Raw genomic sequence first — 15562 nt, forward strand, 5'->3', positions numbered from 1 at the left:
AAAGAGGACATTTTGATTAGTAAATACCCCGGGACATTTTGATTAATAATTTGCACTTTTTTCTTAAAATATTTAAAATTTTTATTATAATTTATATACTTTTATGATAATTACTAAATAATAAATAATATCAAATAAAAAATTTTAAAAAAATCTCAAAAAAATTTGGTTTTTTTAAAAAAAATAGTATAATTATAAAAGTATGTTAATACGAGACAAGCTCGAGTGGCGGAATAGGTAGACGCAAGGGACTTAAAATCCCTCGGTGGCAACACCGTGCTGGTTCAAGTCCAGTTTCGAGCACCAGTGCGCCCTTAGCTCAGCAGGTAGAGCAAATGGCTTTTAACCATTGGGTCAGAGGTTCGAATCCTCTAGGGCGTACCATTTCAATATATTGTCCAAAGAAAATACCTTTATGGGTATTTTTTTATTTTTTAATTTATGAAAATAATTAACTAAAATAAAGGAAAAATAGATGTTTTCAAAAAAATGAAAAAAAACTTAGTTTCCTAAGTTAGTTATTTTTAGCATTTTTCATTGAACGCATAACAGCTTTAATTTGTGTTTCAGAAGCTTTTCTTCCCATTTGTAGGAACATAGCTCTAATCATTTTTTCAGTAATTGGAGGATTTTCTTTTATTTGTTTTTCAAACATTTTCTTAGATACTAAAACTCCGATGATACCACCAACAATAAATAAAATTACTGCAACAGCAATAACAATACCTATTCAACCACCAAGACCTACTCCCCCAGCTGTTTCCACAACTTTTACATTAGTTGTTTCATTAAAAATTTTTAACATAAATTTCCTCCTATGATTTTTCTCCTTATATTATACCAATCAATTAATAATTTTAGGTGAAAACTATTAATTTTATTAATTATTATTATATTGTTTTTTTGTTTTATAAAACAATAGTTCCTCCAATAATTCAGGAAATTCCGATAATACAAAAAACAAGACCAAAAAATAAAGGACTAACTAATTTTATTTTTTCTCAAACTGGTAAATACATTCCAGTACTTTCATAGTCAATGTTTTTTACACTCTTTTGGTTATTTTTTTCTTTATATTTAATTAATTGCTTTTCTTTGTACTCTTGTGCTTTTCTTTTTGTTCTTGGATAATAGAAAAATAAAATAATTCCAAGAACAATGAAAAGAGATCCAAATAAAATGGTTGCTCATAAAGGTAAACCATCTAATTTTTTATTTTCTAGTGATCCTATTTGATTCATAATATTAAATTATAAAACTTTTTAAAAATATATTATAATTAAAATAATATTTAATTAGGAGGAATAATGTTTAATGTTAATGATTTTAAACCAGGGATAACTTATCAAGAAGATGGTGAACTTTTTATTGTTTTAGAGTCCCAGCACTCAAAACAAGGTAGAGGTCAAGCAACAGTTAAAGCAAAAGTAAAAAACTTAAGAACAGGAGCTACAACAATTAAATCCTATACAGGTGGAGATAAAGTTGAAAAAGCTCACATAGAAAAAACAGGTATGAATTATCTATATAATGACGGAAACGAAATTATTTTAATGGATGAAGAAACCTATGAACAAATTGGAATTGATGTTTCTAAACTTCAATGAGAATTAAACTTTTTAAAAGATGGATTAAAAGTTATTGTTAGAAAATTCGAACAAGAAATTTTAGATATCGAATTACCTATCAATATTGAGTTAAAAGTAATTGAAGCTCCAGAAGCTGTTAAAGGAAATACCACAACAAACCCACAAAAAAAAGTTATTGTGGAAACAGGTTTTGAAGTTGAAACACCTATGTTTATTAAAGAAGGTGAAATTATTATTGTTTCAAGTGAAACAGGAAAATACGTTGGAAGAGCTGGTAAATAAATATGAATTATGTTATTGTTAATTACGGTCTTAATCAAATTTATACTGTTTATGAACAATCATTTTTACAAACAGTAAAATCTGTATTTTCTAAAACTGATTTTGTAAAACTAGATGGTGATGTTAAGATAAAATTTAACAATTCCAATACCAATATTAGTATAGAAGCTCAATTTTACATTTATGAAAACAAACATGAATTTAGCGATATTATCAATAACTTAATTAACTCTTTAAGAGAATCAATTAAGTTACTTATAGGAATAGATGCTGAAAACATTTCATTGTTTTATAAAGGAAAAATAAATAAAAAATAAAATTAAAGGATAAAAATGAACTACAATAAAAATTTAGATCAACTTTCCATTAATACTTTAAAAATTAATGGAACAGCAGCAATAAATAAAGCAAATTCAGGTCACCCAGGTATTGTTTTAGGTGCTGCAACAATTATGCACACTTTATTTTCTAGACATTTAGTTTTTAACCCAATGTCTCCAGAATGAATTAATAGAGATAGATTTATCTTATCAGCAGGACACGGCTCAGCATTATTATATGCTCAATTAAGAGTTTTAGGATTAATAAAAAAAGAAGATTTAATGAACTTTAGACAAATGGATTCTTTAACACCAGGTCACCCAGAGTTTGGACATACAATAGGAGTTGAAGCAACAACAGGACCACTTGGTCAAGGAATTGGAATGGGAGTAGGACTTGCACTTGCAGAAAGTCATTTAAATTCTAAATTTTCTGAAATTAACCATTATACATATGTTTTATGTGGTGATGGAGACCTTCAAGAAGGAATAGCTAATGAAGCTTTATCTCTTGCAGGAAAATGAGAATTAAACAAATTAATTATTTTACACGATTCAAACGATGTGCAACTTGATACAAAAGTTGAAGCAGTAAATGCAGATGATTTAAGACTAAAAATGGAATCACTTGGATTTTTCTACCAACAAGTAAAAAATGATGTAGAAAAAATTTCTAAAGCAATTGAAAAAGCCAAATCATCTAAAAAACCTTCATTTATAGAAGTTAAAACCATCATTGGTGAAGGTGCAACAAAACAAGGAACAAGCGATGTGCACGGTGCTCCACTTGGTAAAGACTTTGAAAACCTAAAAAGCAAATTAAATTGAACAATGGATGATTTTGAATTACCACAAGAAGTTGAACAATATTACAGAGAAACTCTGTTTAAACGTGGAGAAGATGCACAAAATTCTTTTGTAGAATCAGAAGAATTAAAAAATTATTTAGAAAATGCTAATAAAGAAATTTCTATTAATTTAACATTAAAAGAAAATGATGCTACTAGAAATTCTTCAGGTGCTGTTATTAAATATTTAAACGAAAATACACAACACTGAATTGGTGGATCAGCAGACTTAGTTGCTTCTACAAAAGTTGGTGGAGCTGATGGGGTATTTTCAGTTGAAAACAGACAAGGAAGAAACTTATTATTTGGAGTTAGAGAATTTGCAATGGGAACAATTGCAAACGGACTTGCACTTCACTCAGTTCTAAAACCTTTTATTTCAACATTCTTTGTATTTTCAGATTATGTAAAACCAGCAATGAGACTTTCAGCACTAATGAAATTGCCTGTAACTTATGTATTTACACACGATTCAGTGTTTGTTGGGGAAGATGGACCAACTCACCAACCAATTGAACAATTAGCTATGCTTAGATCATTGCCTGGAATTAAAGTTTTAAGACCTGCTGATGAAAAAGAAGTAATTGCTTCATATGAATTAGCAATTAATTCAGTAAATAAACCACACGTTATAGTTCTAACAAGACAAAACATTACTTCACTTGCTTCAACAAATAAAGACTTATTTAAACAAGGAAGTTACTTTGTGAATAAAACAAATTCTAAATACGCTTTAGTTGCAACAGGAAGTGAACTAGCAACAGCACTAAAAATTGGTAAAGAATTTGATTTAAACGTTATTTCAGCATCTAACTGAGATAATAAAGTGCTTTGAAACCCTATGAACACTATTTCTATTGAAGCGGCTTCTACTTTTGGATGAGCTAAATTAGCAAGACACAATATTGGACATGATGATTTTGGTTATTCAGCTCCAGGTGATCTAGTTTATAAAAAAATAAAACTTGATTATGAATCAGTAAAACAATACGTTTTAAAACACTTTAAATTAAATAAATAAAGAAGGTGTATTACAAAAACAACAAATTTACAACCAAATACACCATCAACTGATTCCAAGTATTTTACTAAATCAAAAATTTTTAAAATTACAATTTCCGATATAGTTTTAAGTGGAATTTTAATTGCTATTTATTTAATAATTACTTCTATTTTAAGATTAACGATTTTTACAAGTAAATTAAACATTAGTTTTGAAATACCTTTTAGTATTATTTTAGGTTTAGTTTTTGGACCTTTTAAAGGTGCTTTTCTTGCAATAATTGCAGATACTTTTACTTTGCTAATAGTTGGAAGTATAGCAACTTGAATGATTGAATATGCAATTGTACCGCCACTTATCGCTATAGTTTCTTGATCTTTGCTATATATTTATCAATTAAAAAATAAATGAAGTTTTATAGTCATAATCACTTCATTTTCTTTGGTAATAGTTACAATGCTTTTAATTTACTTTTTAGAAGTTTTAAATACTAACAAAAATGTTAGAATTGAAAATATTAATAAAGACTGAAGAAGTTTTTTTACAAAAGAAATAGTATTAACTTTTATTTCCATTTTTTCCATAGTAAGTATTGCTGTTTTTAGTTTCTTTATTTTTAAATACTTTAAGACTAAAAAAGAAATTTATTATCTTTTAACCTTTATTTTTGCAACTATTTGCATTATAATAATCGTTTTCCGTTGACTTTGAGGACCGATTGCTTTTATTAATTATTACAATCGTTTTATCGCTGTTAAAACAAATAAAGGAAGAGAAATTAGTGGATATTTCTACTTCTATCTTACTCCGATAATTTTAAAAGGTTTAATTACAATTCCAATTTATACAACAATATTAACGTTATTAGTTCCTATCTTATTAAAACTCAAAAAGAAATACGATCAACCAAAATATTAATAATAAAACTCATTCGTTTGAATGAGTTTTTTATCTTTCTTTCTTTAAAAAATCTTGTCAAGAATTTAAAACATTATTAGTGTTTATTAATTTTTGTTTGTATTTTTGATTTGAATTGGTGATGTAATCAAAAAAGTAATCTAAAATAACAAGGTGAGAAATTTTTGAAGCAATAGGAACTAATTTATCTAAATTATTGATTTTGGCATAAGTTATTTTTATATCAATTAATTCAGAAAATATTTTTTCAATATTTGAAGTAATAACTATTGTTTTTGCTCCAAATTCTTTTGCTTTTTTAAGAGCAAAATAAATTTCATTATTTCTAAAATTATTACTCAAACAAATGATTGCATCATCTTTTTCAAGAGTTCCTAGTAATGGAAACATAGTGTGAAAATCTAGTTCAAAAGTTGCATCAAATCCTATCTTCTTTAGATTTGCACAAAATTCAGAAAGAATTTTTCCACTTGAACCTAGTCCAAATAATAGCACCTTTTTTGCTTTATTTAAATAGTTAGTAGCAAGTTTGATTTTATATATATTTTCTTTTTGCACAGCAGAATTTATTGCATATTGTTGAGTTTTGTAAATATTAAGAAAGTTCTTTTCAGTTTTTAAGAATTTTGTAGAAATATCTAAAATATCTAACTCTTTTATTCTTTTGTTAATAAAAATGGTTAGTGCTCTATAGTTGTTAAAACCATATTTCTTGGCAAATCTTGAAATAGAAGCCTCGGAGCAATAAATTATCTGTGATAATTCTTGCTGAGTTAGGTCAAATTCCTTTTCATGGAATAAATTAATAAACTCAAGAATCTTTAATTCTACGTTAGTTAAAGAGTTAATTTTGGTCAAAATATTGTTAGTCATATTAATAATATTTTAATATATTAAATAATAAATGAAAGAAACTTTCAAAAATTTATTTTTTTCTTTCATTTATAATAAAATTATTTATGGATAATATAAAGGAGATTTTATGAAATATTCACAAAGTGTTTGTGCTATAAATAGTTTTGAATCACTTAAAATATTAGATGAACTTTCAAATTCTGGTATGACTCATATTCATATTGATTTTATGGATAGTTTTTATGTTCCAAGTTTTGGTTTTTCTTTTGAACAAGCAAAATTTTTAATTGAAAGATTCAATCATATAAATTTTGATGCTCATTTAATGACAAAAAAACCTTTAAGATTAATTGAAAAATTAATCCAAGTAGGATTCAAAACAATTTTTATGCCAGCAAATGAAATATCACTCGAAGATTTTGTAGATGCTACTAAAAATTATCCAAATATTTGCTTTGGAATAATGTTAGAAGCAAATAATAATCCAGAAGACTTTAGAAATATAATATTAAATTCAAAAAAAATTCTTTTGATGACTATTGATAAAATAGGTGGTACTGGACAAAAATTAAATAATTTATTATTTTCAAAAGTTAATACAATTAAACAAATAAATAAATCAATTGAAATTTATTCAGATGGTGGTTTAAGAGTGACAAATAGTGATGAATTTTATCAAAACAATATAGATGTAGCTGTTGGTGGTTCTATAATATATTCTTTTGATAGTGCTAATAAATTTATGAAATGATGAATAGATAAATATGATTCTTAATATAGCAGTGATTGTTTTAGGTTCACTTCTGGGTTTTATACTTTTAATAGTCATTATTTGACGTTTATACGAGAAAATTAAAGGTAAAACAAGAAATTTTAACTCTTCCAAAATTGGAAATACTTCTAAAAAAACGCTTGAAAAACTTTTAATTTTTGATTCGTTAAATGATTCATTAACTTTAAGTAATATTCTTGTAAAAAATAATTTTTCTAAAAAAGGTTATTCCCTTTTTAGTGGAGTTGTTCTTACAAAAGAAAAAATTTATTTAATTTCTGATTATGTCTCACTTGACAACTATGAAAAAATTTTAATTGATGAAAAAGGTGTTTTTTTACAAAAAAATAATAAATCATTTAAAAAAGAACTTTGAGAAACCTATTGATTAAATGAGTCATCAAGATGACTTGAGAAAAGATTCAAAGATAAATACGAAATTTTAATTCTTGTTGATGAAAATATTAATAGTGATTTAATTGAAAATAAAACAAAATATAGATTTATAGATATTTATTCATTAAATAAAGAAATAGAAACTCAAAGTCAAACTCTAATGAACCCAAAAAAGGTAAGTGAAATATTTTTAAAAAACAATTTATTTAAAAAGGAAAATTCAAAATAATGAAATTTAATATTTTAGGGATTTTTCTTTTAGTTTGTATTTTGATTATTCAAATTTTTATTGTTTTTGTTTATAAAATAAACTTAAAAATAAAATATCAAAAAATCGGTTTAAATTTAGTAGAAAAACCAACAGTAATTGTTCAGAAAAATTTAAGTACTAAATTCAATAAAACATTTAATTTAAGTTTAAATATCAGTTGATTTAAAACTCAAATTAACATAAAAAAATCCTTGTTCTTTATCTCTAAAGAAAACTTAGGTTCAAATATTTTTTCACTTGTTAATCTACTTCACTTTAATTTTTATTCTTCAAATATAAAGAAAAATACAGAAAAAACAACTCTTGTCTTTAAATATTTAATGATTTTATTATTTAGTGCGAGTTGAATTTTACTTACTATGGATTTATGAATTTGATCACTTTGTGTATTATCTTTATGTGTTTTATTATTTGTATTTGAATTTGTTTTTAGTTATAAAATTTCTAAAATAGCATATATACAAACGAAAAATTATATTATTGAAAAATATCATAATCAAAATCTAAACTTAATTTTAAGTTATTTAAAATACAAAAGATTTTCATTTTTAGAAAAATATTTAACTTTTTATATTACTGTTATTCAAGAATTAACTGTTAAGTTTAAAAATTGGGGAAAAAATGAATAAAAAAACTAAGCAAGAGTTAATTGAGCATTTAGTTTATAAATATGCACTAGATGAAAAATATTTATCACAATTGTCATTAGAACAACTTGAAGAACTTTATCAAGAAAAAGAAAAAGAATCATTATTAATTGCTAAAAATCCAAATAAATTCTTTTACATTAAAAGTTTACCTGTTCCAAAAGAAGTAGAAACAAAAACTTCTACAAAAGGCGGTTGAATAATATTTGGAGCATTTATTACAGTAATTATTTTTGCAATTGTTTTGTTTTTATTATTAGCTTTCTTAAAAAATTAAAATAAGGAGAAAAATGAAGTTATTTGACAAAAAAATGATGGAATGACAAGATAATTGTCAAGATTGAAAGGAAGTTGTACACAAAGGTGTAGAACTACTTGTAAAAGAAAATAAAGCTACATGAGAATTAGAGAAAAAAATTTTAGATTCAACTGCACAATACGGAGCTTATTATGTTTTAGAAAAAGGAATAGCATTGCTCCACGGTCCTGCAGGAGATCATTGTTTAGAAGCTGCAACTTCCACACTTATTTTAAAAGATGAAGTAGTTTTTAATAATCAGGAAGACAAAAGTGCAAGAATTATTATAACTCTTTCAGCACCAGATAATACTTCTCACATTGGTTTTATTCAAGAATTTGGAAATTACTTTATGAATGAAGAATTTAAACAAAAAGTTTTAAAAGTTAAAAATATGCAAGAGTTTTTGGATTTAATAGAAAAATACGAGGTGAAATAATGAACATTAGATGTGTTTGTGGTTCTGGTTTAGGTTCAAGTCTTTTATTAGAAATGAATGTAAAATCAGTTTTAGATAAATTAGGAGTAGAATACGAATCTGTTGAACATACTAATATTTCATCATTTTCAAAAAATGGTGTTGATTATGTAGTTGTTGGTGCAGATGTTGCTCCTACATTGGATTTTCCAAAAGAAAAAATGGTTGTTTTAACCAACATTTTATCAAAAGATGAATTAGAAAAAAAATTAAAAGAATTATTAAAAATATAATTTTAGAAAGGAATTAAAATGGCTTTTCTTTTATGAATGCTTAATTTTTTAAAAGCCTTTGTAGCAGTGCCTGCTTTATTAGTTGGTATTTTTACAATGATTGGTGCCCTTGTTTTAAGAAAAAAGGGTTCACAAGTTGTAGTAAGTACTTTTAAAGTTATTGTAGGTTTCTTAATTATGGGTGGTGGAGCTGGAGTTCTTGTTGGTTCACTAAACAAGTTCCAACCAGTTTTCCAAGCTGTTTATAGTTTAAATGGTATTATACCTAATAATGATGGTTTTGTTGGAGCTTTAGCAAAAGCATTACCAGAAATCGCTACCTTAGGTTCAATTATAATGTTAGTTGCAATGTTGTTAAACATTTTATTAGCTCTAACTTCAAGATTTAAATATGTTTATTTATCAGGACACGTTTTATACTATACTTCATTAATGTTAGCAGCAGTAATGTATGTAATCGGTTTTGATTTTCAAAATAGTGTTGCAGACTTTGTTTTAGCAATGTTTGCAGGAGCTGCTCTTTTAGCAGTTTATATGGTTATTTCACCAGCAGTTCAACAAAGATACATGAGACAAATTGTTGGGAGTGATGAAATCGCTTTAGGACACACTGGTGGATTTGGTTATGCTTTATCTGGATTAATTGGTGAAGCAGTTTATAAACTTAAAAAAGGAAAAGTTCTTTCAACAGAAGAAATTAAATTTCCACAATCATTATATTTCTTTAGAAACACACTAGTTTCTATTTCAATTACAGTATTTATTTTCTATCTAGCAGCATTTTTACCAGGTGGAATTTTATTCGAACTTGGAAAAATAACAAATAAAGAAGCTTTAGCAGTTTTAAGTGATGGAAACTGAGTTATCACAATGATAGTTCAAGCATTTACATTTACAGCTGGAGTAGAAATTGTTTTAGCTGGTGTTAGATTATTTATTGGTGAATTAGTACCGATGTATAAAGGATTTAGTGATAAATTAATCAAAAATTCTAAAGCAGCTGTTGACTGCCCTGTAGTATTCCCTTATGCTCCAAATGCAGTTATTATTGGATTTATTTCTTCTTTTGCTGCTGGACTTGTAGGAATGGCTATTACTATTGGTTTAGGAGCTGCAAGTTTAATTCCTGCAGTTGTATTACCAGGATTAGTTCCTCACTTCTTCTTAGGAGCAACTTCTGGTGTATTTGGAAACGTTAAAGGTGGAATTATAGGTGCGATAGTTGGACCATTTGTAGTTGGATTAATTATTACATTTATTCCTGTATTCTTTGTGCTTGGAAATTGAACTCCAACTGACACAAATGCTTTAGGAAAATTACTTGAAACATCTAACTCAGTAAAAGGTAATTCATTAATTTCACTAAATTGAGGAGATACTGACTACTTTATTGGTTACATTCCAGGAATTCTTGGATTAATTCCTAAAGCAGGAAAATATGTTGCTTTTGGTACAATCATTGTAGCTTACTTAGCATTAGTTGCTGATGGACTAGTTAAAAGATTTGTTTTTGACAAAAAAAATAAAGGTGAAGTAAAAAATGCGTAAAAAACATTTGGACTACACTGCAAATGAATTTATTGCAACAATGCGTGCAGTTGCTATTGACGGAATAAATAATGCAAAACAAGGGCACATTGGAATGGCTCTTGGTGCTTCTGAAATTTTTTATGCACTTGTAGGTCAAGTAATGAGATTTAGTCCTACTGATCCAAAATGAATCGATAGAGATCGTTTAGTTTTATCAGCAGGACACGGTTCAATGGGATTATATTCCATTTATCATTTACTTGGATTACTAAGTATTGATGACATCAAAGCACATAAAGAATATAATTCTAAAACTCCTTCACATCCAGAAATTGATAAATTAGAATTTGTTGATGCTTCTACCGGTCCATTAGGTCAAGGTATTGCAATGGCAACAGGGATGGCACTAAGTGCTAAACACTTAATAAAAAGATTTAATAAAGACCGTTTAAATATTTTTAACCATAACATTTTTGTAGTTTGTGGTGATGGGGATTTACAAGAAGGAGTAGCTTTAGAAGCAATCCAATTTGCTGGTACAAATAAACTATCTAAACTTGTAATCATTCACGATTATAACAATATGCAAATTGACTCAGCATCTTCCGAAGTAAATAACATAAATTTTGAACTATTTTTCAAATCTCAAAATTTCAATGTTATTATTTTAAGAGACAATGATCCTGTTGAAATTCAAAAAGCATTAGAAAGAATTAAAGATACAGTAAAACCTACTTATATTCAAGTTCCTACCACAATTGCTTATGGAACGGATGTTGCAAACTCTACAAAAGGACATAATGGAATTTTAAGTCCAGAAGCAACTGTTGCTTACAAAAAAAGACTTGGTTTAAAAGAAACTAAACCTTTTGAATACAACGAGCAAGCTTACGAATTTGGAAGACAAATGATTATTTCAAAATCAACGGCTTACACAAGATGAGTTAATAATTTTGAAAAATTAAAAACAAGATATCCAAAATTAGGAAGAGAACTTGAAGCATTGATTAAAAGGGAAAAATCCTTTGATTTTAAAGATTTTAAATTCAAACAAACTAATGTCGCAACAAGAAATTATGTTGCAGAAATAATGCGATATTTAGATGGGAATTATGAAGATTTTATGGGTGGTTCTGCAGACCTTAGAAGTGCTACTAAAGTAGGTTTTGATTCTAATAGAAATATAAAATATGGAATTAGAGAATTTGCAATGAGTGCTATCAACAACGGAATAAATTTACACTCAGGATATACCACTTTTGGTTCAACTTTCTTAGTTTTTGCAGACTATGCAAAACCAGCTCTTAGATTAGGAGCACTAATGGAAATCCCTTCTATTTCTGTATTTAGTCACGATTCTTATCAAGTTGGAGGAGATGGTCCAACTCATCAACCGGTTGAACAAATTGGGATGCTCCGTTCTATACCTAATTATTTAGTATTTAGACCAGCAGATGAAAATGAAATGCTAAATTCTTTTAAATATGCATTAAATAGCAAAAAAACACCTTGTGCTATAATTACATGTCGCCAAGAAGTGAAATCATTTAATTTACAAAAAAATGAATTTAAAGCAGCTTATTTCATTGATAAACAAGAAAGTGCAAATATTACACTTCTTGCTTCTGGTTCAGAGGTGAGTTTAGCTGAGCAAGTAGCTAATGAATTGAAAAAAATTAATATTAAAGCAAGTGTAATTTCTGTTCCATCCTTGCAATTATTGCTCGATGATGAAAAACTTATAAGTCAGTTAGAACTTGCTAAACAACCATTATTTGCAATCGAAGCTTCTAACGATCATTTATGATACAAACTTTCTAAATATTCTAAATTTGATGCTCATTTAGCAAAAGACTTTGGACACTCAGCACCAGGACAATTTGTTTATGAGTTAAATGGATTTAATAAAGAATTTTTAGTAGAAAAAATCAAATTATTTTTAGAAAAATAATAAAGAAAAAAACAAAAAAAGCATTCATTAATTGAGTGCTTTTTTCTTTAATTGTACTTTTGATCAATTAGTTTCATTCCAATTTCATCACAAAGAATATTTAAGGTAATTTTTACTTCTATCTCAGTTTCAAATTTATCTTTAATTTTTATTGAAAAAATATTTTGATATAAAGCATATAGTTCATTTATGACGTTTTCTATACTTTCTCTTTTAGTTAATGAAAAGGTAATGTCTCTTGATTTTAATGGTGAATTATCATACTCTTTAAATATTACTTTCTCTTTTTCAATAGCATCTAAATTGATTTCAGCAAACAAAGCATCACTGATATTTAGATATGGAGAAATTTTTCCAATTCACCCTACAAGAGTGTTGTTGTGGTATATTAAAGCGGTTGTTCCTGTGTGAAAATTATTAATATCTTCTGCTCTTTTGAAAGTTAAATTTTCTGAAACATTGTTTAAAATCACTTCTTTTAATTGATTGAAAGGATAAGAAGTTGAAGCTAAAACTAAAACATTCTTAAATTCATTAACCATTCCTACTTCAAAAATAGAAATATCTGTGATTTTTCTTTTTTGATTATATTCAATCACTTCTGCTAAAGAAATTGCTAAAGAGTTTCTAATTTCTTCTCTTTCTTTGGAAACGAAAGTTTCTAAAGTTATATTTTGTTTGAAATCAAAAGGATTAAAAACATTACGTTCTTTTGAAATTAAAGAATAAGTTCAAACTTCTTGAAAACCACTAGAAGAGATTTTTTCTTTAATAATATTTGGTCTATTAATTAAAAATGAGTTAATTTTTGGTTGATTTAAAATCAAATTATTAAATCCATAAAATCTTAAAACTTCTTCAAGAATATCATCTATATCTTCAATATCATGTCTATAGTTAGGAACAATAATTTGTTCACCTTTAAACTCAAAACTAAGAATTTCTAGTGATTTTTTAACTGTTGCAAATCTTTCGGTTTTTGAAATTTCACTTCCTGCAATTCTATTAATGTAATTGATATCAAAATAAATAGATTTTTGCTCTATTTTTGGTAGATTGATTATTTGTGAAAATTCAGTTAAATAATTAGATAAAAAATGATGACCTAAAAGCATTGTACCTAATGAAACTTTTTTGGATGATTGTTTATAGGAATTAGAATCAATTTTGAGTTGCTTTGCTGTATGTCTTACATCTTTAATAGAGAAATTACCAATTTCAAAAATAATTTCTTTAGTATCTTTAGTTATAGAAGTTTTTTCTGCTCCCATAACTCCAGCAAGAGAAACTGCTTGATTATTTCCATCATAAATGGCAAGTGCGTTTGTAAAATCTACAATTTTATTACCAAGTGCTTCAAATTTTCCAGAAAAAATTTGTGGTTGTAAAGGACTTTTAATAGTATTTTTATTATATGCATGAGTGGGCATTCCGCTCATAATCAAGGTTAAATTAGTTAAATCAACTATAGGGGAAACTAATTTAATTCCTGATTTTAAAAGTAAAAATGAATCTTGTATATTTAGTTTAAAGTTACCATCTTTTTTAGCTTCAATACCTGTTAAAAGATTGTTTTCATTATTTTTTATAATAAAGTTGCTATTAAATGTTGGATTTTTATAATTTATATTTAGAGGTTCTGAAAGGAAAAAGGCAGCTAATTCTTTTGCCATTATTAAATAAGAGTTAGCATCAGAACGATTGCTTAGAATTTTAATATCAATTAAATAATCATCAAGATCAAACAAATCTAAAGGATTTTCCTGTAAATTTACTTTTTGAAAAGTAAAAATACCTTCTTTAAATTCGTCTCAAACTAAGTTAGTATCAAAACCAAGTTCATTTAAAGAAACAAGCATCCCTTCTGAATTAATACCTTGTAATTTTTTTTCAGCAAAAATCATTTTTCCATTGGTAGAACCAGGAACAAATGCCATTACGTAATCATTTTGCTTAACATTTGTTGCTACAGTTTGAATAACTCTATCTTTATCAGCAAATTCGATTTCACAAACATTCAATTTATCAGCATTTGGATTTTTATAGATGTTTTTGATTCTACCAAATTTAACACCTTCAATGTTATTAAATTTTTGATAACTTTCAACTTCAAAACCTATGGAATTTATTGCTTCTAAAACATTTTCAAGTGTAATTTTAGCATCAAGATTAGCTAATTGTCTTAATTTTTTATATGAAAAAATCATTAGTTTTCCTTTCTAAATTGATTTAAAAATCTTAAATCATTTTTGTAAAATTCTCTAATATCCTGAATTTGGTATTTTATCATTGCAATTCTTTCAAGACCAATTCCTGCTGCAAAACCATTCATATCATTTGTATATCCTGCTTGCTTTAGCACATTTTTATGTAGCATTCCTGCACCTAAAATTTCTATTCATTTATTTTTGTAAAAAACATCTACTTCTACTGAAGGTTCAGTGAATGGAAAATAAGATGGTCTCATTCTAATTTGAACTTCTTCTTCTAAAACATAAGATAAAAAAGATTTTAATGTTCAGATTAAATTTGGAAAATTAACATTACCTACACTAATAAAGTCTACTTGTGTAAATTGATGAGAATGTGTTTGATCATCTTCGTCATTTCTATAAACTTTTCCAATTGAAAATTGACTAAAAGACTGATTTTTAAACATTTCTAAAGTTTTTGCACTTATTCCTGTGTTATGAGTTCTTAAAAGTAGATTTTGATTAATATACAGAGAATCTTGCATTTCTCTTGCCGGATGATCTTTTGCAATATTTAGTCTTTCAAAATTATATTCATCACTAACAATTTCTGAATCTGTGTATTCTAAATATCCATTTTGTGAAAATCACTCTCTTATTTTTTTAGAAACTAAAGTTATAGGGTGTAATGAACTTTTTGATTCCAAAGGTTCATTAACATCAATTCATTCGTTTTGAATTTTAGATTCAATTCTATGTTTTTCTATATTTTCAGCAGCTTTTTGAAAAAAAAGTTCAGCTTTTTCTTTTAATTCCTTTATTTTTTTTCCAATTTGTGCCTTTTTATCGTTAGTAGTTTGTTTTAATTCTTTAGTTAATTTTGCTATTTCACCTTCAGGTCCAAATACTTTATTTTTAGCTTGTTTTAAATCTTCGAGATTTTTTATTTTATCTAATTCCATTTTTCCCTTTCTAATAT

17 protein-coding genes and 2 tRNA genes are annotated in these 15562 nt (G+C 26.5%); 14 read left to right on the plus strand and 5 right to left on the minus strand.

Translation table 4 applies throughout. The annotated features are described in order from the left end of the window. The first annotated feature begins 219 nt into the window (after window positions 1–219). Both ACXX89_RS02305 and ACXX89_RS02310 read left to right on the plus strand, forming a co-directional pair. Window positions 220–306: transfer RNA gene (locus tag ACXX89_RS02305), tRNA-Leu, on the plus strand. 2 nt (window positions 307–308) lie between these two features. Further along, a tRNA-Lys gene (locus ACXX89_RS02310) sits at window positions 309–384 on the plus strand. Between the two features lie 130 nt (window positions 385–514). On the opposite strand, the gene ACXX89_RS02315 is transcribed toward ACXX89_RS02310, so the two are convergent. Together ACXX89_RS02315 and ACXX89_RS02320 are read right to left on the minus strand one after the other, a co-directional pair. Continuing rightward, a complete protein-coding gene (locus ACXX89_RS02315; RefSeq protein WP_436358444.1) occupies window positions 515–805 on the minus strand; it encodes a YneF family protein in 291 nt (96 codons plus the stop codon). Window positions 806–908: 103 nt separating this feature from the next. Next, window positions 909–1241: a hypothetical protein gene (locus ACXX89_RS02320; RefSeq protein WP_458557522.1), complete on the minus strand. Its 333-nt coding sequence runs from the start codon at window positions 1239–1241 to the stop codon at window positions 909–911. 66 nt (window positions 1242–1307) lie between these two features. On the opposite strand from ACXX89_RS02320, the gene efp reads away from it, so the two are divergent. The 4 genes from efp to ACXX89_RS02340 all read left to right on the plus strand — a co-directional run bounded on the left by efp (window position 1308) and on the right by ACXX89_RS02340 (window position 4960). Next, window positions 1308–1871: an elongation factor P gene (gene efp / locus ACXX89_RS02325; RefSeq protein WP_436358442.1), complete on the plus strand. Its 564-nt coding sequence runs from the start codon at window positions 1308–1310 to the stop codon at window positions 1869–1871. A gap of 2 nt (window positions 1872–1873) precedes the next feature. After that, window positions 1874–2188 carry an MMB_0454 family protein gene (locus ACXX89_RS02330; protein WP_436358441.1) on the plus strand — a complete coding sequence of 105 codons (315 nt, stop codon included), beginning with the start codon at window positions 1874–1876 and terminating at the stop codon, window positions 2186–2188. A gap of 15 nt (window positions 2189–2203) precedes the next feature. Next, window positions 2204–4060, plus strand: a complete 1857-nt coding sequence (locus ACXX89_RS02335) for a transketolase (RefSeq protein WP_458557523.1) — start codon at window positions 2204–2206, stop codon at window positions 4058–4060. Between the two features lie 309 nt (window positions 4061–4369). Further along, on the plus strand, window positions 4370–4960 hold the full coding sequence (locus ACXX89_RS02340; protein WP_458557524.1) for a hypothetical protein: 591 nt from the start codon (window positions 4370–4372) through the stop codon (window positions 4958–4960). A 30-nt stretch (window positions 4961–4990) separates the two neighbouring features. Here the strand turns inward: ACXX89_RS02340 and ACXX89_RS02345 are convergent, their stop codons facing one another. Next, entirely contained in the window at window positions 4991–5833 is an 843-nt protein-coding gene (locus ACXX89_RS02345) for a MurR/RpiR family transcriptional regulator (protein ID WP_436358435.1), read from the minus strand. A 109-nt stretch (window positions 5834–5942) separates the two neighbouring features. Here ACXX89_RS02345 and ACXX89_RS02350 point away from each other — a divergent pair, with 109 nt between their 5' ends. Genes ACXX89_RS02350 through ACXX89_RS02385 form a run of 8 tightly spaced genes read left to right on the plus strand, consistent with a single transcriptional unit; the run spans window position 5943 to window position 12391 of the window. Beyond that, window positions 5943–6590 (plus strand): hypothetical protein, encoded by a 648-nt coding sequence (locus tag ACXX89_RS02350; RefSeq protein WP_458557525.1) that lies wholly within the window; start codon window positions 5943–5945, stop codon window positions 6588–6590. Then, window positions 6580–7212 (plus strand): hypothetical protein, encoded by a 633-nt coding sequence (locus ACXX89_RS02355; RefSeq protein WP_458557526.1) that lies wholly within the window; start codon window positions 6580–6582, stop codon window positions 7210–7212. Before ACXX89_RS02350 ends, ACXX89_RS02355 begins: the two co-directional genes overlap by 11 nt. Beyond that, a complete protein-coding gene (locus tag ACXX89_RS02360) occupies window positions 7212–7883 on the plus strand; it encodes a hypothetical protein (RefSeq protein ID WP_458557527.1) in 672 nt (223 codons plus the stop codon). The genes ACXX89_RS02355 and ACXX89_RS02360 overlap by 1 nt, the downstream gene beginning before the upstream one ends. After that, complete coding sequence (locus ACXX89_RS02365) at window positions 7876–8178, plus strand: hypothetical protein (RefSeq protein WP_436358431.1); 303 nt, start codon at window positions 7876–7878, stop codon at window positions 8176–8178. The genes ACXX89_RS02360 and ACXX89_RS02365 overlap by 8 nt, the downstream gene beginning before the upstream one ends. 13 nt (window positions 8179–8191) lie before the next feature. Continuing rightward, window positions 8192–8638 (plus strand): PTS sugar transporter subunit IIA, encoded by a 447-nt coding sequence (locus ACXX89_RS02370; RefSeq protein ID WP_458557528.1) that lies wholly within the window; start codon window positions 8192–8194, stop codon window positions 8636–8638. Then, entirely contained in the window at window positions 8638–8910 is a 273-nt protein-coding gene (locus ACXX89_RS02375; protein ID WP_458557529.1) for a PTS galactitol transporter subunit IIB, read from the plus strand. Before ACXX89_RS02370 ends, ACXX89_RS02375 begins: the two co-directional genes overlap by 1 nt. 18 nt (window positions 8911–8928) lie before the next feature. Beyond that, complete coding sequence (locus ACXX89_RS02380) at window positions 8929–10458, plus strand: PTS ascorbate transporter subunit IIC (protein ID WP_458557530.1); 1530 nt, start codon at window positions 8929–8931, stop codon at window positions 10456–10458. Further along, window positions 10451–12391 (plus strand): transketolase-like TK C-terminal-containing protein, encoded by a 1941-nt coding sequence (locus ACXX89_RS02385; protein ID WP_458557531.1) that lies wholly within the window; start codon window positions 10451–10453, stop codon window positions 12389–12391. Before ACXX89_RS02380 ends, ACXX89_RS02385 begins: the two co-directional genes overlap by 8 nt. Before the next feature lie 47 nt (window positions 12392–12438). On the opposite strand, the gene ACXX89_RS02390 is transcribed toward ACXX89_RS02385, so the two are convergent. Both ACXX89_RS02390 and pheS read right to left on the minus strand, forming a co-directional pair. Further along, window positions 12439–14598 carry a phenylalanine--tRNA ligase subunit beta gene (locus ACXX89_RS02390; protein ID WP_458557532.1) on the minus strand — a complete coding sequence of 720 codons (2160 nt, stop codon included), beginning with the start codon at window positions 14596–14598 and terminating at the stop codon, window positions 12439–12441. After that, window positions 14598–15545, minus strand: a complete 948-nt coding sequence (pheS, locus tag ACXX89_RS02395; protein ID WP_436358425.1) for a phenylalanine--tRNA ligase subunit alpha — start codon at window positions 15543–15545, stop codon at window positions 14598–14600. The genes ACXX89_RS02390 and pheS overlap by 1 nt, the downstream gene beginning before the upstream one ends. Between the last annotated feature and the right edge of the window lie 17 nt (window positions 15546–15562).

Source organism: Mycoplasma sp. 1012 (assembly GCF_054343455.1).